Here is a 17,878-nt window from a genome sequence, read left to right as displayed (position 1 = left end):
GAGGAACATGACCGCGGTTGAGGTGACAGCCGGGGGGCGTTCGGCGCGCGAGGTGCTGGACTGGAGTCGCGACATGGTCGAGTCCGCCCTGCGCCCGGCGGCCGACAGGCTGCCCCCATCGATGCGGCGCATCGCCGGCTACCACTTCGGCTGGTGGGACGAGCACGGCCGACCGGCCGGGGCGGACGCCGGCAAGGCGATCCGTCCCGCGCTCGTCCTGCTGGCGGCCGAGGCCGTGGGGGGTGGTGCCGCCGCCGCGCTGCCGGCCGCGGTCGCCGTCGAGCTGGCGCACAACTTCTCCCTCCTGCACGACGACGTGATGGACGGTGACAGGACCCGGCGCCACCGTCCCACCGCCTGGACCGTCTTCGGTGTCAGTCCGGCCATCCTGGCCGGTGACGCCCTGCTGACCCTGGCCTTCGACGTGCTCGCCACAGGCGGGCATCCCGACACCTCGCGGGCGACGCGGATCTTCAGCGTCGCGATCCAGGAGCTGCTGGAAGGCCAGAACACCGACGTCGCCTTCGAGCGGCGCCAGGATGTCGAGCTCGCCGAGTGTCTGAGCATGGCGGCGGGTAAGACCGGCGCTCTGCTCGGGTGCGCCTGCGCGCTCGGTGGGCTGCTCGGCGGAGGTGGCCAGGAGCAGGTCGAGCACCTGGACGCCTTCGGCAGGGATCTGGGGTTGGCGTTCCAGTTCGTCGACGATCTCCTGGGCATCTGGGGAGATCCAGCGGTGACCGGTAAGCCGGTCTACTCGGATCTGCGCAGCCGCAAGAAGTCCCTTCCGGTCGTGGCCGCGCTCGCCTCCTCGACCTCGGCCGGGCGGGAGCTGGCCAGGCTCTATCACGGGGAGCATCCCCTGTCCGACGCCGATCTGGTCCGGGCCGCCGAGCTCGTCGACGCCGTGGGCGGTCGTGCCTGGAGCCAGGCGCAGGCCGACGAGTTGCTGACGCGGGCGCTGGGCCATCTGGGCGCGGCCGGCTCGGCGTCCGTGCCGGGCGCCGAGCTGGCGGTGCTCGCCCGCCTTGTCGCCCGTCGCGACCACTGAACGACGTGGAGGGCCGGCCGGGGACGGGCCTGGTCGGTCCTTGCGGCGGTCGGAGTGTCGGAAATGATCTTTAAGCGGGGTCTGTGGTTAAGGTGTCTTCTGTACTTCAGGGCGATCTTGCACCACTCGATCGGAAGGTCAGGACCCCGTGAACCGCTACAACGTGTTCTTCGGCGGACCGAACCAGCTGGGATCCGGAACCGGCAACTCGGAACCGCCGTCGGGCTCGGTCAGCGCGAACGCCCCGATCTTCTCCATCGCGGCCATCGACGGCAACCACCGCTCTCGCTGCTCGTCGGAGCCCAGCCGGTCGATGCTCCCCATCGCCGGCCCGTTGTGCACGCCGAAGAATGTCCCCATCGAGGGGCCCACCCGGTTCATCTCCAGCACCACGAACCCGGTCAGCAGGCTCCGCGCACCCCGGTACGGCAGCCCCGCGATGTCGAGCTTCGCGAATTCGGGGATGAGCCGGTGCGGGAACCGCGCGTTGGTCCACGCCTCGTCCAGCAGTTCGAAGTAGTCGTAGAAGTCACCTGTCATCATCGCCGCAGTCCCCTCAGGTCCGTGTGCCCGTCCGACTGCCCGGAGACCGCGACGTCAACCAGTGACCCGGCTCACAGGCCGGACGCCTTGCGCAGGGCCTCGGCCAGGTCGAGCAGGTGGGCGGGGTCGTGCGCGGTCTGCTGGAGGTCCAGGAAGATCTCGTGAACGCCCGCCTCGGCGGTGGCCCTGAGGTGATCGCCGATCTGCTCCACGGTCCGGCTCCCCGGTGGTGCGGCACCGGAGGGGGAGCCGGCCACGATCGGGTTGGCTCGCACGATCACCCGCACCTCGTCCGGGTCGCGCCCGTTCCGCTCGGCCGACTCTCTGACCGTTCCCCACATCGCCGTCAACATGGGCAGAGGCATGGAGGCCGCGAGCCAGCCGTCGGCGCGGCGGCCCACGCGGGCCAGCGCCGCGGGTGAGAAACCGGCGAGATGGACGGGAGGCCGGGGGAGCTGGGCGGGTTTGGGGAAGATGTGGCTGGGCGGGATGTCCCATCGCCGGTCGGTGACGCTCACCGGGTCGTCACGCCAGATGGTCTCGAGCGCGTCGAGCGTGGCGTCGAACCGCGCGGCCCGCCCCTCCCAGGGGATGCCGGCCGCCGCGTATTCGTCGCGGGACCAGCCGAGGCCCAATCCCACCTCCAGGCGGCCGGAGCTGAGCTGGTCGATCGTGGTGAGCGATCGGGCCAGCAGCGCGGGGGGATACCAGTTCGCGTTCAGCGTGCTGGTGCCCAGGCGGATCTGCGAGGTGACGGAGGCCGCGACTGACAGGACCGCGAAGGGGTCCAGGAACGTGCGGTGCGCGTGCGGGATCGTGCCGTCGCCGCCGGGATAGCGGTCCCTGGGGGCGAGCGGTGTCAGCAGGCGGTCGCCCACCCACAGGCTGGTGAAACCCCGCGCCTCCGCCTCCCGCGCGACGGTGACGAGCGCTTCCGGGTCGGCGAACCGGCCGTACTGCGGCAGTCCCAGCCCGAGGCGGGCGGTCATCAGACCTTCTTCCCCACACCGCACATGATCAGCTCCTGCGAGGGATCGCCATGAGGTGGAGGTCCGTCCGGCCGCCACTCGGGCAGCCAGACGAGTCCCGGATCCACCAGTTCGAATCCGTCGAACAGGTCGAGGATCTCCTGACGGGGGCGGAGGACGAGTGGCGAGTTGGCGCGCTCGTAGACCTTGGTCCCCCTGTCCGCGGCCTCGGCCCGGTGCTCGCCGGTGCCGTGGGAGAGGATCAGATAGCTGCCGGACGGCATGGCGTCCCGCAATGTGGCCACGATGCGCCGGGGGTCGTCGGACTCGGTGATGAAGTGCATGACCGCCACCAGCAGCACGGCCATGGGCGCGGAGAAGTCGAAATGGTGCTGGACCTCGGGAGATTTCAGGATCTCCTCGGGCTGTCGTAGGTCACCCGGGGCGACCGTGACCTGTTCACGGGCATCGCGGAGGAGCGCCCTGGCGTGCACGAGGACGATCGGGTCGTTGTCGACGTAGGCGATGCGCGCGTCCGGTGCGACCTGGTGCGCCACCTCGTGGACGTTGCCCCGTGTCGGCAGTCCGGTGCCGATGTCCAGGAACTGCCTGATCCCCGCCTCCGCCGCGAACCTGACGGCCCGGCCGAGGAAGGCGCGGTTCTCCCGGGCCGCCATGCGCAGCTCGGGGGCTATCGAGAGGATCTCCTCGGCCGCGGCGCGGTCGGCCGCGAAGTGGTCCTTGCCGCCGAGGTAGTAGTCGTACAGCCTGGCGACGCTCGGAGTGTTGACGTCGATCCCCCGCCTCGCCCACTCTTCTTCCACCACGTTCGCCCCTTGCCTGAACAGTCGCGAAGATCCTTATCCTGAGCGTAATGCTCTATCTGTGGCTATAGGCGTGACTTTGCAAGAAGAACAACGGAGGCACAGGCCGACCTGGGCCTCCGTGTCGTCTACGTGCCCCCCCGTGAACCGGGAACGTGGGTCATTCGCCCGCTCGGGGCGGACGCCGCCCGAGGTGGCTACCTGTACCAGACCCGGACCCGGTCGGACCGGCTGGTGCTGTCGCCGAGGTCGTCGTTCCCCTCGAAGACCGCACGGTACTCACCGCTCTTGGAGGCGCGAGCCTTGGCACGGAAGGTGCCCTTCCAGCCGGTGTCGGCGGAGGTGACCCACTTCCAGGCGCTGGAGTCGCGGGAGCGGAAGTAGATTCCCACCTCCTCGCCGTCCACGCCCTTCCAGTGGCCACCGTCGTCGGCCCGGAGGCGGCCGGTGAAGTAGACCGAACGGCCCTTGCGGACCACGTCGGGGCCGGCGGAGAACCGGTCCAGTCGGGTTTCGGCCTTCTCCTGCTCCTGCTTGACGGAGAAGTTGACCTGGTCGGTCACCTTCTTGCCGTCCTTGTCGTAGGCGTCGGCGACCGCGAGCCAGCGGCCCTCGACGTCGTTCTCGTCGAAGCTCGTGCTGAAGCGCCACAGGTCGCCTTCGTGGATGACCTTGGGCTCCTGCGCGTCGAGCGCGCGGAACCGGTCGGAGACCGGCTTGAGGCGGAGCTCGACCCGGGTGGCCTCGGTGGTGCGGACCTCGATCGTGACCCTCGTGTCATCGCCGTTCTTCACGACGACCGGATTCGGGTTCACGCCGTCGATGTGCACGCTGAGGGCGGTGCGCTCAGCGGAGGCCGTACCGGTGGACAGGAGCAGCGAGCCGCCCACGGCCGCGGACAGGAGGCCGGCAACGATCCGTTTCATCAAGTTTTCCTTCTCCCCGTTGAGAGAAGCGGTCGGGGGTGATCGCTTCCACTCATATAGACGGAGCCGTTGGCCGGAAAGTTGTCTAAAGCTGCGGAAAAGTCTTGATCAAATATCCTTCGAGTAACGTTTGGATGGAAAGCGCGCAGGTCGGGCGGGCGTCCGCGCGACGGCACGACCTCCGGAGCCTGGAAGGTAAACGTCCGATTTGCCGGGAATAGGGGTCGTGGTTGGGGCCTGCTCCGGGAGGAGGGGCCGGCCTGCGGGATGCGACCCCGGCGGCGGGCAGCAGATAGCGTTTCCCCATGAGTGCCACCATCGTCGCCAAGGATCTCGCCGCGGGACACGGAGACCGCGCGCTGTTCTCCGGACTGGACCTGGTCGTCGCTCCCGGCGACGTCGTCGGCCTGGTCGGGGTGAACGGCGCGGGCAAGTCCACCCTGATGCGGATCCTCGCCGGCCTGATGCCTCCGGAGCACGGCACCGTACGGCTCAGTCCCCCCTCGGGGGTGGTCGGTTACCTGCCCCAGGAGCGGGAACGCCGGGCCGGCGAGACGATCGCGGACTTCCTGGCCAGGCGGACCGGAGTGGCCGCCGCCCAGCGTGAGCTGGACGCCGCGACCGAGGGGCTGGTCGAGGGCCGCCCCGGCGCCGACGACGACTACGCCACGGGCCTGGAGAGGTGGCTGGCGCTCGGCGGAGCCGACCTGGAGGACCGCGCGGAGGAGGTCGTCGCCGAGCTTGGCCTGGCGGTCGACCTGGACCGGCCGATGACGGCGCTCTCCGGCGGGCAGGCGGCCCGTGCGGGGATGGCCTCCCTGCTGCTCAGCCGTTATGACATCTTCCTGCTGGACGAACCCACCAACGACCTCGACCTGGAGGGGCTGGAGCGGCTCGAACGCTTCGTCACCGGTCTGCGCGCCGGGACGGTGCTGGTCAGCCATGACCGTGAGTTCCTGGTCAGGACGGCAAACCGGGTCGTCGAGCTCGACCTCGCCCAGCAGCGGATCGGGGTCTACGGCGGCGGCTACGAGGCCTACCTCGCCGAGCGCGAGGTCGCCCGGCAGCACGCCCGCGACGAGTACGAGGAGTACGCCGGCACGGTCGCCTCGCTCAAGCAGCGGGCCGGGATGCAGCGCGCCTGGATGGAGAAGGGCGTCAAGAACGCGCGGCGCAAGGCGGCCGACAACGACAAGATCGGCCGGAACTTCCGCACCGAGGCGACGGAGAAGCAGGCGGCCAAGGCCCGCCAGACCGAGCGGATGATCGAGCGGCTGGAGGAGGTCGAGGAGCCCCGCAAGGAGTGGGAGCTCCGCATGGAGATCGCCGTCGCCCCCAGGGCGGGGGCCGTCGTCGCCACCCTGCGCGAGGCCGTGGTACGGCGAGGCGCCTTCACCCTCGGCCCGGTCGACCTGCAGATCGGCTGGGCCGAGCGGGTGGCGATCACCGGTGCCAACGGCTCGGGCAAGTCCACGTTGCTGGCCGCCCTCCTGGGCAGGCTTCCGCTCCAGGAGGGGAACGTCTCGCTCGGCCCCGGCGTGGTCGTCGGCGAGGTGGACCAGGCGCGGGGCCTGTTCCTCGGCGGTGAACCGCTGCTGGACGCCTTCGGCGCAGCCGCCCCGGACATGGCCCCCGCCGACGTGCGCACGCTGCTCGCCAAGTTCGGGCTGCGCGCGGCGCACGTGCTACGCCCGGCCGCCACGCTGTCACCCGGGGAGCGGACCCGTGCCGCGCTCGCCCTGCTCCAGGCCCGTGGGGTGAACCTCCTCGTTCTCGACGAGCCGACCAACCATCTGGACCTGGCCGCCATCGAGCAGCTGGAGTCCGCCCTCGTCTCCTATCCGGGTACGCTCCTGCTGGTCACCCATGACCGGCGCATGCTGGAGGCTGTGCACACCACCAGGCACATCCACGCGAACGCCGGTCGGATCACGGAGGCTTAGGCCTGTCCCGTGGATCCTCCGCCCGCCGCCGTCGCCCCCACGCGGAGCTCCCCGGCGACCTCCGCGACTTCCGGTGGCGGCGTGAGAAGGGGAGTGATGATCAGGAAGGGGAGTGCTATACGGGAAATATGCGATGACTTTCGCAAGGAGGCGCAAATACTTGCGCCCAACGCCGTATAGTTTCGCCATGACGCGACGGCTTGCAGAGGTGGCCAAGAAGGTCGGGATGAGCGAGGCGACGGTGAGTCGCGTGCTCAACGGGAAACCCGGCGTGTCCGAGGCGACGCGGGAGGCCGTGCTCACGGCACTCGACGTGCTCGGATACGAACGGCCGACGCAGTTGCGCGGGGACCGGGCCCGGTTGGTGGGGCTGGTCCTGCCCGAACTGCAGAACCCGATCTTTCCGGCGTTCGCCGAGGTGGTCGGGGGAGCGCTGGCTCAGCAGGGGTTCACCTCGGTGCTGTGCACCAGGACGCTGGGCGGGGTCTCCGAAGCGGAGTACGTCGACCTCCTGCTCCAGCAGCAGGTGTCGGGAGTGGTGTTCGCCGGGGGACTGTTCGCCCAGGCCGACGCCTCCCACGACCACTACCGGCTGCTACTGGAACGCCGCCTGCCGACCGTGCTGGTCAATGCCGCGGTGGAACACCTCGCCTTCCCCCAGGTCTCGTGTGACGACGTGGCCGCCGCCGAGATGGCGCTCGGTCACCTGCGCTCGCTCGGGCACGAGCGGATCGGCATGGTGCTCGGCCCGCCGGACCATGTGCCCTCGCGGCGCAAGCTGGCGGCGGCCGGTCTGGACTCCGAGTCCGTCGAGCACACCATGTTCTCCCTGGAGGGCGGCCACGCGGCGGCGGCCCGGCTGATACGGCGAGGCGTGACCGGCATCATCTGCGCAAGCGACGTCATGGCGCTGGGCGCCATCCGGGCGGCGCGCCGGGCGGGGCTGTCGGTCCCCGACGACATCTCGGTGATCGGTTACGACGACTCCGCGCTGATGAACTGCACCGACCCGCCGCTGACCACCCTGCGCCAGCCGATCGACGCGATGGGCCGCGCGGTCGTCGACCTTCTCTCCGCCCAGATCGACAAGGCCCTGGTCCCCGCGGACGAGCTGCTCTTCGAGCCCGAGCTCGTGGTCAGGGCGTCAACGGGTCCCGTGAAACGTTAGGGCGGATCGTGTGGGTTCCCATCGCGAGGGCCCGCGCGGCCTTCGTCGGGGAACGGGTGCTCCGTCCTCGCGTCTGCCGGTGATTTCGCGATGAGTGGTCATTTTCTTGCGTTTGTCTACTCCCTGATTGCGAATGCTTGCTGCGGTCCGTGCTGAGCGGCCGGGTTCCGGGCCGCCCAGTGGTCGATCGCTTCAGGCACGTCCCACTATGGGGTGCCGAAGGTGGGTAGAAGGGCGAAATCGGGGGGCTGGTCGCGCTGCTTCTGGGCGGCTTCGCCCTGGCCGTCCGTCTCCACCGCCGGCGTCGTGTCGCCGCCGCTGAGGGCTGATGGCGCACGGGCCGGAGCGTCGGCCCTCCTGGGGAGGGGATCACCCGGCCGCCCGGGTGATCCCCTCCCCGTCGCGGTAGTCCCGAAAGGCCCCCGGCCGGAGAGGTCCGCCGTGGCCTGCCGGGGGAGGAGGCCTCGCGCTCAGCTGGACACGTAGAGCACCTTCCAGGTGCCGGCGTAGAGGCAGGTGAGTGACGGCTTGGCGGCCTTGGGCTCGGCGCAGACCTTGAGCTCGACCTCGTAGACGTCGTGGTAGGCGAAGGCGAACGGCTTGGACGTGCCGTACGAGCAGGTGCTGACGCTGCGGTGCCTGAACGGCAGGTTCCCGTCCGGGGTCCGGTAGGTGACGCGGAAGACCGCCCATCCGCAGGCGGTGCCCTTGCGGGTCAGGTCGTGGAGCCTGCCGGAGATCCGGACGGTCCCGGCGGCGGGGATGTCCTCATGGTCCTCGTCCGAGGCCGTCAGAGAGCCGAGGGCCTTGGCCTTGCGGCCGGGGGAGTAGGTGGGGCCCCACTGGGTGGTCTTGGCCGCGGTGGTGTCGGCGGGACCGGCTGCGGCCTGTGCGGCAGATGGGGCGATCGAGACGAGGACGGCGGCCAGGGCGAGGCCGGTTGCGGTGCGCAGAGGTGTCATCGGAGGGGTCCTTTCCCGCTGTGATGTCCGCAGTCTGTGATGGACCGCTTTCAGCCGGGTTGACCGCTCACTGCAGATCGGTATCAGCGGATCGCGGAGGATCACGGATGGGCATCAGCGGCCTGTCACGGGGAAGGAGCCCGGAGCAGGAGGTGGATGTCATGGAAGCACTGGGAATCGACATCGGTGGGTCAGGGATCAAGGGTGCGCCGGTGGACACCGCCAGAGGAGAGCTGACCCGGGAGCGTCTGCGGATCCCGACGCCGGTTCCCGCCGACCCCAAGGCGGTCGCCGCGGTGGTCGCGCAGATCGTCGAGCACTTCTCCTGGACCGGGCCGGTCGGTGTGACCTTTCCCGGGATCGTGGTGGACGGGGTCACGAGGTCGGCCGCGAATGTGGATCAGTCGTGGATCGGCGAGGACGCGCGGGCACTGTTCACCAAGGCGACGGGGCTGCCGGTGATCGTGCTCAACGACGCCGACGCGGCGGGGATGGCCGAGATGGCGGTCGGCGCGGGCCGCGGCAGGGCAGGAGTGGTGCTGATGCTGACCTTCGGCACCGGGATCGGCAGCGCCCTGTTCGTCGACGGCCGCCTGGTGCCCAACACCGAACTCGGGCACCTGGAGATCAGGGGCAAGGACGCGGAGAAGCGGGCCTCGGACCACGCACGCGAGGACCGCGATCTGAGCTGGAACAAATGGGCGGGCCGGGTCGAGGAGTATCTGCAGCATGTGGAGGCGCTGTTCTCCCCCTCGCTGATCATCCTCGGGGGTGGGGTCAGCAAGAAGTCGGACAAGTTCCTGCCCAAGGTGGAGGTGCGCACGCACGTCGTGCCGGCCACCCTCCAGAACGAGGCCGGCATCGTGGGCGCCGCCATGGCCGCCGCCGAGCAGTAGGGCGTCGTCACGCGGCCCGTACCGGGAAGCCCGGCGCCGGCGCACCCGACCCGCCTGAGATGACGTGTCCGGTGGGAGAGGCTCCGTTCGGCGGAGGCCCCGCGGCCGGGCCGTCCGGAGTCCGGCGAGTCCGGCGATCGTCGGTCTCTCGCGGGCTCCGCCGTCTGGGGCGGACCCGGGGCCTTTGAAACTTTCATCGAACCAGAAAAGCATTCGGTGAGGTCAGGGGCGGGGACAGTCCTGGCGAAGTGCCCGCGGCGTGCAACAAGCTGTACACACGCCCGAAACATCCGGACTATGGGAGCGCTCCCACCCTCGTCCTGGAGATGATTACGAATGAGAGCTCATCCGCGCCGTCACGCGTGGCGCACCCGGGCGGTGACCACGGCGGCCCTGCTCGTGGCCGCCACCGGTCTCGCCGCCGGGCAGGCCGCCACAGCGCACGCCGCAGTCTCGTGCGACGTCGCCTACAGCACCAACGACTGGCAGGGCGGGTTCACCGCCAACGTCACGCTCAAGAACCTCGGTGACGCGCTCACCGGCTGGACTCTCGGTTTCGCCTTCCCCGGCAACCAGCAGCTCCAGCAGGGCTGGTCGGCGACCTGGAGCCAGAGCGGCAACCAGGTCACCGCCAAGAACCTGGACTGGAACGGCGCTCTCGCCACCGGCGCGTCGACCAGCATCGGCTTCAACGGGTCGTGGAGTGGGAGCAACCCCAAGCCCACCGCCTTCACGGTCAACGGCGTCACCTGCGGCGGGCAGCCGCCGGCCAACCAGGCTCCGACGGTCAGCCTGACCAGCCCGGTGAGCGGCGCCTCCATTCCGGCGGGCTCCGCCGTACCGCTCGCGGCGACGGCCGGTGACGACGGCGCGGTCAGCAAGGTCGAGTTCTACGTCGACGGCGCACTGGTCAACACCGACACCTCGGCCCCGTACAGCTACCCCGCGACGGGCGTGGCGGCGGGCAGCCACACCGCCACGGCCAAGGCCTACGACAACGGGTCCCCGGTCCTGTCCAAGGAGAGCACCGCGGTCCCCTTCACCGTGGGCTCCGACACCGGCACCGCGTCGATCGTCGCCTCGGCGACCTCGGTCAGCGTTCCCGAGGGCAGTTCCAAGACGGTGGGCTTCAGGCTCAGCAAGGCGCCCACCGGCAACGTCACGGTCAACCTGACCAAGACCGGTGACGCCGACATCACCATCTCGCCCTCCACGCTGACCTTCACGACCGCCAACTGGAACACGGCGCAGAACGTGACCGTCTCGGCCGCGCAGGACGCCGACGCGACCAACGGCACCGCCACCATCGCGGCCGCGGCCACCGGGCACACCGGCGTCTCCGTCACCGCGACCGAGGAGGACGACGACGGCACCCCGCCGACCGGCGAGCACGTCGAGAACCCGTACGCCGGGGCCACCGGCTACGTCAATCCCGATTGGTCGGCGAAGGCCGCGGCGGAGCCGGGCGGCTCCGCGGTGGCCAACATCTCGACCGGCGTGTGGCTGGACCGCATCGCCGCCATCGAGGGAACCGCCTCGGCCAAGGGGCTCCGCGCCCACCTGGACGAGGCCCTCAAGCAGGACGCGGCCAACGGCAGCAAGCCGCTGACGATCCAGTTCGTCATCTACAACCTGCCGAACCGCGACTGCTCGGCGCTGGCCTCCAACGGTGAGCTACTCATCGCCCAGAACGGTCTGAACCGCTACAAGACCGAGTACATCGACCCGATCGCCGCGATCATGAAGGAGTCGAAGTACGCCGCGCTCCGGATCGCGACGGTCATCGAGATCGACTCGCTGCCCAACCTGATCACCAACCTCAACGTGGCCAAGTGCCAGGAGGCCAAGGACAGCGGCGCCTACGTCAACGGCGTCAGGTACGCCCTCGACAAGCTGCACGCGATCAACAACGTCTACACCTACATCGACGCCGGACACCACGGCTGGCTGGGCTGGGACACCAACTTCGGCCCCTCGGCCGACCTGTTCGCCAGCACGGTCTCCGGCACCGCGGCCGGCTTCGACAGCGTCGACGGTTTCATCACCAACACCGCCAACTACTCGGCTCTGAAGGAGCCGAACTTCACCATCAACAGCACGGTCAACGGCCAGACGGTCCGCCAGTCGCGGTGGGTCGACTGGAACTTCTACGTCGACGAGCTCTCCTACGCCCAGGCGTTCCGCACCCTGCTCATCCAGAAGGGCTTCAAGTCCGGCCTCGGCATGCTGATCGACACCTCCCGCAACGGGTGGGGCGGCACGGCCCGTCCGGCCGCTCCCAGCACCTCCACCGACATGAACACCTTCGTCGACCAGTCGCGGGTGGACCGTCGCATCCACGCCGGCAACTGGTGCAACCAGAGCGGCGCCGGCCTCGGCGAGCGCCCGCAGGCCAGCCCCGCCGCCGGCCTGGACGCCTACGTCTGGATCAAGCCCCCGGGCGAGTCCGACGGCTCCAGCTCGCTCATCCCCAACGACGAGGGCAAGGGCTTCGACCGGATGTGCGACCCGACCTACACCGGCAACGAGCGCAACGGCAACAACCTGACCGGTTCCCTGCCGAACGCCCCACTCTCCGGGCAGTGGTTCTCCGCGCAGTTCCGTGAGCTGCTCAAGAACGCCTACCCCGCCCTTCCGTAACCACCGTCCGTCAACCGTTCCGAGCAGGGTCCCCGGCCGCACTGCGGCAGGGGACCCTTCCCGCGTCCGCGGACGCGGCGCATGAGAGGTCCTCCCGCCCGGCGCCGTCCGCGGGCCGGTGGGGAGGCGGCGGCTCAGACGGGAGGGGAGCCGGCCTCCGGGATCCGGGCGTCGGAGCCGGGGTCGAGCCGCCACTCCAGATGGTTGCGTTCGACGACGACGGCCCCGGAAACCTCGCCGGCCGTACGGCGCTGGAACTCGGGGCGGGTGTCCACGATGATGGCCCCCGGCGGGCGGCCTGCCACGCCTCCATCGGGTGCAGGCGGCGGATCGTGGCGCGCGCGCCGTCCAGCAGCCGCCCGACACCGGTGATCTCGTCCACGGAGCCGACCTTAGCGATCTGAGGGTTTCCGGTCGAACACATCGGGAGTTTTCGGCTTCGGCCGTGGAGGGCGCTTCAAATTGGGATGCGGTCGTGCGGAGGGTCGGGCACGATGGGCGGTTGGCTCCTGACTTGCGGGCTGAAAGTACTCTGGAAGCAGTATGGGAACGCCTCCGTTGACATCTCCACTTGCCGACCTCCACGCGCGCCTGCCCGAGCTCACGCTGTGTGACCAGCGACGGCTCCGGCGCCGGCTCGACGGCGCGCGCAAGGTCAGAAACCGCGCCGCACAGCAGAAGATCGCCGCGGAGATCACCTCCGACATCGAGAAGGCCGAGCACCGGGTGGCCGCCCGCCGTGCCGGGGTGCCCGCTGTCACCTATCCGGAGGCGCTGCCGGTCAGCCAGCGCAGGGACGACATCCTGGAGGCGATCCGCGACCACCAGGTCGTGATCGTCGCCGGTGAGACCGGTTCCGGAAAGACGACCCAGCTACCGAAGATCTGCCTGGAGCTGGGCAGGGGCGTCCGGGGCCTGATCGGGCACACCCAGCCCCGCAGGATCGCCGCCAGGACCGTGGCCGAGTGCGTCGCCGAGGAGCTGGACACGCAGCTCGGTGACGCCGTGGGCTACAAGGTCCGGTTCACCGACCAGGTGAGCGACGGCACCCTCGTCAAGGTGATGACCGACGGCATCCTCCTGGCCGAGCTGCAGACCGACCGCGACCTCACCCAGTACGACACGCTGATCATCGACGAGGCGCACGAACGCAGCCTCAACATCGACTTCATCCTCGGCTATCTCAAGCAGCTTCTCCCGAAGCGGCCGGATCTCAAAATCATCATCACCTCGGCCACCATCGATCCGGAGCGGTTCTCCAAGCACTTCGGCGACGCCCCGATCGTCGAGGTCTCCGGCCGGACCTACCCTGTCGAGGTCCGCTACCGGCCGATCGCCGAGGACGACGACCAGATCCAGGCGATCGGCAACGCCGTCGACGAGCTGTGCGCCGAGGGCCCGGGCGACATCCTGGTCTTCCTCAGCGGTGAGCGCGAGATCCGCGACACCGCCGAGGCGCTGTCCAAGCGCAAGGACGCCGAGATCCTCCCGCTGTACGCCCGGCTGTCGGCGGCCGAGCAGCACAGGGTCTTCCAGCGGCACTCCGGCCGCCGGGTCGTGCTGGCCACCAACGTGGCCGAGACCTCCCTGACCGTGCCCGGCATCAAATACGTGGTCGACCCCGGCTTCGCCCGCATCTCCCGCTACAGCCACCGCACCAAGGTCCAGCGCCTGCCCATCGAGGCGATCTCCCAGGCGTCGGCCAACCAGCGCAAGGGCCGTTGCGGCCGTGTCTCCGAGGGCGTCTGCATCCGGCTGTACGAGGAGGACGACTTCCTCACCCGGCCGGAGTTCACCGACCCGGAGATCCTGCGCACCAACCTCGCCTCGGTCATCCTGCAGATGACCTCCATCGGCCTGGGCGACATCGGGGCCTTCCCCTTCGTCGAGCCGCCGGACCAGCGCCAGGTCAAGGACGGTTACGACCTGCTCCAGGAGCTGGGCGCGTTCGACCAGGCCAGGCAGATGACTCCGCTGGGCCGCAAGCTGGCCGGCCTGCCGGTCGACCCGCGCCTGGCCCGCATGGTGCTGGAGGCCGACAACAACGGCTGCGTCCGTGAGGTCATGGTCATCGCCGCCGCGCTCTCCATCCAGGACCCGCGCGAGCGCCCCGCCGACAAGCAGCAGGCCGCCGACGAGAAGCACCGCCGCTTCGCCGACAAGGAGTCGGACTTCGTCTCCTACCTGAACCTGTGGGAATACCTTCAGGAGTCGCAGAAGGAGCTGTCCTCCAGCGCCTTCCGGCGCCTGTGCAAGTCCGAGTTCCTCAACTACCTGCGCGTACGCGAATGGCAGGACGTCTACAGCCAGCTCCGTCAGATGTCTAAGTCCCTCGGCGTCACCCAGAACAGCACCCCCGGCGACGAGCAGAAGATCCACATGTCGCTGCTGTCCGGTCTGCTGTCCCACGTCGGCGTCAAGGACATCGACAAGAAGACGGCGAACGAGGGTCCCCAGCGGTCTCCGAACGGACCGCGCCGGCCGATGACCGAACAGCGCCGGCCGTTCACGGAGTATGCCGGCGCCCGCAACGCCCGTTTCGCCATCTTCCCCGGCTCCGCGCTGGCCAGGAAACAGCCGCTGTGGGTGATGTCGGCCGAGCTGGTGGAGACCTCCCGCCTCTGGGCCCGGGTCAATGCCAAGATCGAGCCTGAGTGGGTCGAGCCGCTCGCCCAGCACCTGATCAAACGCACCTACTCCGAGCCGCACTGGGAGAAGAACCAGGGCGCCGTGATGGCCTACGAGAAGGTCACGCTGTACGGCGTGCCGCTTGTGGTGCAGCGAAAGGTCAACTATGGGCGCATCGACCCCGAGCTGAGCCGCGAGCTGTTCATCCGGCACGCCCTGGTCGAGGGCGACTGGGAGACCCATCACGCGTTCTTCAGGGAGAACCGCAAGCTTCTCGAAGAGGTCGAGGAGCTGGAGGAGCGCGCCCGCCGCCGCGACATCCTCGTCGACGACGAGACGCTGTTCGACTTCTACGACCATCGCGTCCCCGCCGACGTCGTCTCCGGACGCCACTTCGACGCCTGGTGGAAGAAGGCCAGAGCAGACCAGCCCGACCTGCTCAGCTTCGAGAAGTCGATGCTGATCAGCGAGTCGGCCGGTGACGTCAGCCAGCGCGACTATCCCGACGTGTGGCGGCAGGGAGGACTGCGCTTCCCACTGACCTACCAGTTCGAGCCGGGCACCGACGCCGACGGCGTCACCGCCCACATCCCGCTCGCCCTGCTCAACCAGGTGAACGTCGAGGGCTTCGACTGGCAGATCCCCGGCCTGCGCGAGGAGCTCCTCACCGCGCTGATCCGAGCCCTGCCCAAGAACATCCGGCGCAACTTCGTGCCCGCGCCCAACTACGCCAGGCAGGTGCTCCAGCGGGCCGAGCCCACCCAGGAGCCGCTGCTCGCGGTGCTGGAGCGGGAGCTGCTCAACCTGACCGGCGTCCAGGTGCCGCGCGAGGCGTGGCAGCTCGACCTGGTGCCCGACCACCTGAAGATCACCTTCCGGGTGATCGACGGCCGCAAGCACAAGCTCGCCGAGAGCAAGGACCTGGCCGACCTCAAACGTCGGCTCGCCCCCAAGCTCCGCCAGACCCTGTCCAGGGCCGCCGACGGGCTGGAGAAGTCCGGCCTGACCACATGGAACGTGGGGGAGCTGCCCAAGACCTTCGAGCAGCGCCGGATGAAGGCCTATCCCGCGCTGGCCGACGAGGGCGCCACCGTGGCCGTCCGCATGTTCGAGACCGAGGCCGAGCAGCGCCGCGCCATGTGGGAGGGCACCCGCAGGCTGCTGCTGCTCAACACCCCGTCCCCGGCCAAGTGGGTGCTCGGCCGCCTGGACAACCAGGCCAAGCTCGCCCTCAGCCGCAGCCCGCACGCCGGTGCCGTCGCGCTGTTCGACGACTGCACCGCCTGTGCCGCCGACGAGCTGATGAGCCAGTACGGCGGGCCGGTCTGGGACGAGTCCGCCTTCACCGTCCTGCACGACAAGGTCCGTGCCGAGCTCTTCGACACGACCGCCGAGACGGTCGCCAGGGTGGAGGGCATCCTGCGGGTCTGGCACTCGGTCACCACCCTCCTGCCCGAGGGCCGCTCCACCGCCGCGGTCGAGGACATCCGCGACCAGGTGGCCGACCTGGTCTACCCCGGCTTCGTCACCGGCACGGGCTACAGGCGTCTGCCGGACCTGCTCCGCTATCTCAGGGCGGCCCAGCGGCGGCTGGAGAAGCTGCCCGACGACCGGCTCCGTGACGAGGAGCGGATGCACAAGGTCCATGACCTCGAAGACGACTACCACGACCTGGTCGAGAAGCTCCCGCCCGCCCGCCGCTCCGACGACGACGTCCGCCAGCTCCGCTGGATGATCCAGGAGCTGCGGGTCAGCTACTTCGCCCAGACCCTCGGCACTCCTTACTCGATCTCCGACAAGCGCATCCGCAAGGTCATGGACCAGCTCTGAGTCCCGCCGACGGTTCGGGCCCCGGGGCGGGGGAGCACGGGTCCGACGGGGACCACAGGAAGATCGAGGTGTCCAGGTCGAAGTCGACGGGGGCGGGGATCCGGACCGGCTTGCCGATCTCGGTGTGGGCCATGGTCCGGTAGGCACCGTCCTCGGGGTCGCTGAGGACGGTGACCATCGGCGGAGAGACGACCGGGTCGATGATCGGCATGATCGGGATGCCGCACCCCGCATAGATCCGGGGCTCTGTAGCGCGGTCTGTCTCCATGCTGCCGGGTGGGACGACCTCGGCCACCATGATCAGCCCTGAGGAGAGGATCTCCCGGTCACCCCAGAGCGGGGCGTCCGCGCGGACCAGGCAGTAGCCGGGGATCACGGTGTCACGTGGACCCTCGATGCAGATGTCGACGTCCCCTGAGAAGCTCTCCCATCCGTTCGCGTCTTCGACCGGAATCAGTGCTCTGCTGAGGCGTCTGGCGATGCGGGCGTGCTGAGGGGTTCCGGATGGGCGCAAGAGGAGGTTCCCGTCGATGATCTCGGCCCGGAGGCGGAAGGTGGAAGGAAGGGACTCGAAGAGCTCTCTCGCCGGGTGAGGTGGTGGCGGGTTCTCCTGGGAGGTGTGCCGGGGAAGTCGTCCTTGTGCTGTCATCACCATCGACTGTGCCTATTCGTGTCCGAACAGACACTCTAAGTGTGCCATCGAATTCCCTCAGGCGTGAGAGATATGCGCACGGTCACGGCCCCCCTGCACGCCGTTCCGCTTCGGCGGGTTCGGTCTGGCCCGGCCGTACTGCATAGGATCGGTGAGCCGAACAGAGGGGGAGATTGTGGTCAGGGCGCTGGTGTTCGACGTCGGGGAGACGCTGATCGACGAGACGCGGATCTGGTCACGCTGGGCCGACCGGCTCGGCGTCACCCGGTTCACCATGCTCGGCGTGCTGGGCGGTATGGCAGCGCTGGACAGGTCCTTCGAGGAAGCCTTCCAGATCGTCAGGCCGGGGTTCGACGTCGAGGCGGAGCAGGAGGCATGGAAGCGCGACGATCCTGACGGGCTCCGGGTGAACTTCGACGCCGACGACCTCTACCCGGACGTACGGCCCGGCCTGGCCGCGCTGCGCGGCCTCGGATACGAGCTGATCATCGCGGGCAACCAGCCCCCGCAGGCCTATGGCGCGCTGGCCGCGATGGACCTGCCCGTCGACGCGATCCACACCTCCGACGGCTGGGGCGTCTCCAAGCCCGACCCCGCCTTCTTCGCCAAGGTCGTGGCAGTCTCGGGGCGGGAGCCCGGCGAGATCCTCTATGTGGGCGACCGGCTCGACAACGACGTCCGGCCCGCCCGCGCGGCCGGGATGCGGACCGCCCTGATCCGCCGGGGTCCCTGGGGCCACCTCCATGCCGCCCGGCCGGAGGCCGCCGACGCCGACCACGTCGTCGGCGACCTGCACGCCCTGGTCGCGGGGCTGACCGCCAAGTCGTCCGGCTGACGTCCCGGAGCGCCG

General features: G+C 69.5%; 14 protein-coding genes. 7 read left to right on the top strand and 7 right to left on the bottom strand.

Going from position 1 to position 17,878, the window contains the following annotated elements; translation table 11 throughout:
- Window positions 1-7: 7 nt before the first annotated feature.
- Complete coding sequence (locus FHR32_RS02280) at window positions 8-1,048, top strand: family 2 encapsulin nanocompartment cargo protein polyprenyl transferase (protein WP_184752533.1); 1,041 nt, start codon at window positions 8-10, stop codon at window positions 1,046-1,048.
- Window positions 1,049-1,204: 156 nt separating this feature from the next.
- On the opposite strand, the gene FHR32_RS02275 is transcribed toward FHR32_RS02280, so the two are convergent.
- From FHR32_RS02275 to FHR32_RS02260, 4 genes are all read right to left on the bottom strand, one after another.
- The gene (locus tag FHR32_RS02275; protein ID WP_246465909.1) at window positions 1,205-1,591 is read right to left on the bottom strand and encodes an acyl-CoA dehydrogenase family protein; all 387 of its coding nucleotides are present in this window, start codon (window positions 1,589-1,591) and stop codon (window positions 1,205-1,207) included.
- Between the two features lie 71 nt (window positions 1,592-1,662).
- On the bottom strand, window positions 1,663-2,580 hold the full coding sequence (locus tag FHR32_RS02270) for a TIGR03619 family F420-dependent LLM class oxidoreductase (RefSeq protein ID WP_184752530.1): 918 nt from the start codon (window positions 2,578-2,580) through the stop codon (window positions 1,663-1,665).
- A complete protein-coding gene (locus FHR32_RS02265; protein WP_184752528.1) occupies window positions 2,580-3,386 on the bottom strand; it encodes an SAM-dependent methyltransferase in 807 nt (268 codons plus the stop codon). Before FHR32_RS02265 ends, FHR32_RS02270 begins: the two co-directional genes overlap by 1 nt.
- Before the next feature lie 194 nt (window positions 3,387-3,580).
- On the bottom strand, window positions 3,581-4,309 hold the full coding sequence (locus FHR32_RS02260) for a hypothetical protein (RefSeq protein ID WP_184752526.1): 729 nt from the start codon (window positions 4,307-4,309) through the stop codon (window positions 3,581-3,583).
- 305 nt (window positions 4,310-4,614) lie between these two features.
- Between FHR32_RS02260 and FHR32_RS02255 the strand changes: the two genes are divergently transcribed.
- Together FHR32_RS02255 and FHR32_RS02250 are read left to right on the top strand one after the other, a co-directional pair.
- Window positions 4,615-6,252, top strand: coding sequence for an ABC-F family ATP-binding cassette domain-containing protein (locus FHR32_RS02255; protein WP_184752524.1), 1,638 nt, complete (start codon window positions 4,615-4,617; stop codon window positions 6,250-6,252).
- 187 nt (window positions 6,253-6,439) lie between these two features.
- Window positions 6,440-7,420 (top strand): LacI family DNA-binding transcriptional regulator, encoded by a 981-nt coding sequence (locus tag FHR32_RS02250; RefSeq protein ID WP_184752522.1) that lies wholly within the window; start codon window positions 6,440-6,442, stop codon window positions 7,418-7,420.
- A gap of 470 nt (window positions 7,421-7,890) precedes the next feature.
- Here FHR32_RS02250 and FHR32_RS02245 read toward each other — a convergent pair whose 3' ends face one another.
- Window positions 7,891-8,382 carry a hypothetical protein gene (locus FHR32_RS02245; RefSeq protein ID WP_184752520.1) on the bottom strand — a complete coding sequence of 164 codons (492 nt, stop codon included), beginning with the start codon at window positions 8,380-8,382 and terminating at the stop codon, window positions 7,891-7,893.
- Window positions 8,383-8,543: 161 nt separating this feature from the next.
- On the opposite strand from FHR32_RS02245, the gene ppgK reads away from it, so the two are divergent.
- The gene (gene ppgK / locus FHR32_RS02240; protein WP_184752517.1) at window positions 8,544-9,278 is read left to right on the top strand and encodes a polyphosphate--glucose phosphotransferase; all 735 of its coding nucleotides are present in this window, start codon (window positions 8,544-8,546) and stop codon (window positions 9,276-9,278) included.
- A gap of 336 nt (window positions 9,279-9,614) precedes the next feature.
- Window positions 9,615-11,918: a glycoside hydrolase family 6 protein gene (locus FHR32_RS02235; RefSeq protein ID WP_184752515.1), complete on the top strand. Its 2,304-nt coding sequence runs from the start codon at window positions 9,615-9,617 to the stop codon at window positions 11,916-11,918.
- A gap of 134 nt (window positions 11,919-12,052) precedes the next feature.
- On the opposite strand, the gene FHR32_RS02230 is transcribed toward FHR32_RS02235, so the two are convergent.
- The gene (locus FHR32_RS02230; protein WP_221465220.1) at window positions 12,053-12,223 is read right to left on the bottom strand and encodes a rhodanese-like domain-containing protein; all 171 of its coding nucleotides are present in this window, start codon (window positions 12,221-12,223) and stop codon (window positions 12,053-12,055) included.
- Window positions 12,224-12,461: 238 nt separating this feature from the next.
- Here FHR32_RS02230 and hrpA point away from each other — a divergent pair, with 238 nt between their 5' ends.
- Complete coding sequence (hrpA, locus tag FHR32_RS02225) at window positions 12,462-16,376, top strand: ATP-dependent RNA helicase HrpA (protein ID WP_184752513.1); 3,915 nt, start codon at window positions 12,462-12,464, stop codon at window positions 16,374-16,376.
- Here the strand turns inward: hrpA and FHR32_RS02220 are convergent.
- Window positions 16,360-17,025 (bottom strand): Uma2 family endonuclease, encoded by a 666-nt coding sequence (locus tag FHR32_RS02220; RefSeq protein ID WP_246465908.1) that lies wholly within the window; start codon window positions 17,023-17,025, stop codon window positions 16,360-16,362. The genes hrpA and FHR32_RS02220 overlap by 17 nt on opposite strands.
- A gap of 178 nt (window positions 17,026-17,203) precedes the next feature.
- On the opposite strand from FHR32_RS02220, the gene FHR32_RS02215 reads away from it, so the two are divergent.
- Window positions 17,204-17,863, top strand: coding sequence for an HAD family hydrolase (locus tag FHR32_RS02215; RefSeq protein ID WP_184756317.1), 660 nt, complete (start codon window positions 17,204-17,206; stop codon window positions 17,861-17,863).
- Window positions 17,864-17,878: the final 15 nt, after the last annotated feature.

Origin of the sequence: Streptosporangium album, assembly GCF_014203795.1 — a bacterium.
Lineage (GTDB): Bacteria > Actinomycetota > Actinomycetes > Streptosporangiales > Streptosporangiaceae > Streptosporangium > Streptosporangium album.
This window is presented reverse-complemented; position numbering and strand designations above follow the sequence as displayed.

Coding starts and splice junctions, on each gene's coding strand:
- FHR32_RS02280 (WP_184752533.1), top strand. CDS start 8: ATGACCGCGGTTGAGGTGACAGCCGGGGGGCGTTCGGCGCGCGAGGTG.
- FHR32_RS02275 (WP_246465909.1), bottom strand. CDS start 1,591: ATGATGACAGGTGACTTCTACGACTACTTCGAACTGCTGGACGAGGCG.
- FHR32_RS02270 (WP_184752530.1), bottom strand. CDS start 2,580: ATGACCGCCCGCCTCGGGCTGGGACTGCCGCAGTACGGCCGGTTCGCC.
- FHR32_RS02260 (WP_184752526.1), bottom strand. CDS start 4,309: ATGAAACGGATCGTTGCCGGCCTCCTGTCCGCGGCCGTGGGCGGCTCG.
- FHR32_RS02255 (WP_184752524.1), top strand. CDS start 4,615: ATGAGTGCCACCATCGTCGCCAAGGATCTCGCCGCGGGACACGGAGAC.
- FHR32_RS02250 (WP_184752522.1), top strand. CDS start 6,440: ATGACGCGACGGCTTGCAGAGGTGGCCAAGAAGGTCGGGATGAGCGAG.
- FHR32_RS02245 (WP_184752520.1), bottom strand. CDS start 8,382: ATGACACCTCTGCGCACCGCAACCGGCCTCGCCCTGGCCGCCGTCCTC.
- ppgK (WP_184752517.1), top strand. CDS start 8,544: ATGGAAGCACTGGGAATCGACATCGGTGGGTCAGGGATCAAGGGTGCG.
- FHR32_RS02235 (WP_184752515.1), top strand. CDS start 9,615: ATGAGAGCTCATCCGCGCCGTCACGCGTGGCGCACCCGGGCGGTGACC.
- hrpA (WP_184752513.1), top strand. CDS start 12,462: ATGGGAACGCCTCCGTTGACATCTCCACTTGCCGACCTCCACGCGCGC.
- FHR32_RS02220 (WP_246465908.1), bottom strand. CDS start 17,025: ATGACAGCACAAGGACGACTTCCCCGGCACACCTCCCAGGAGAACCCG.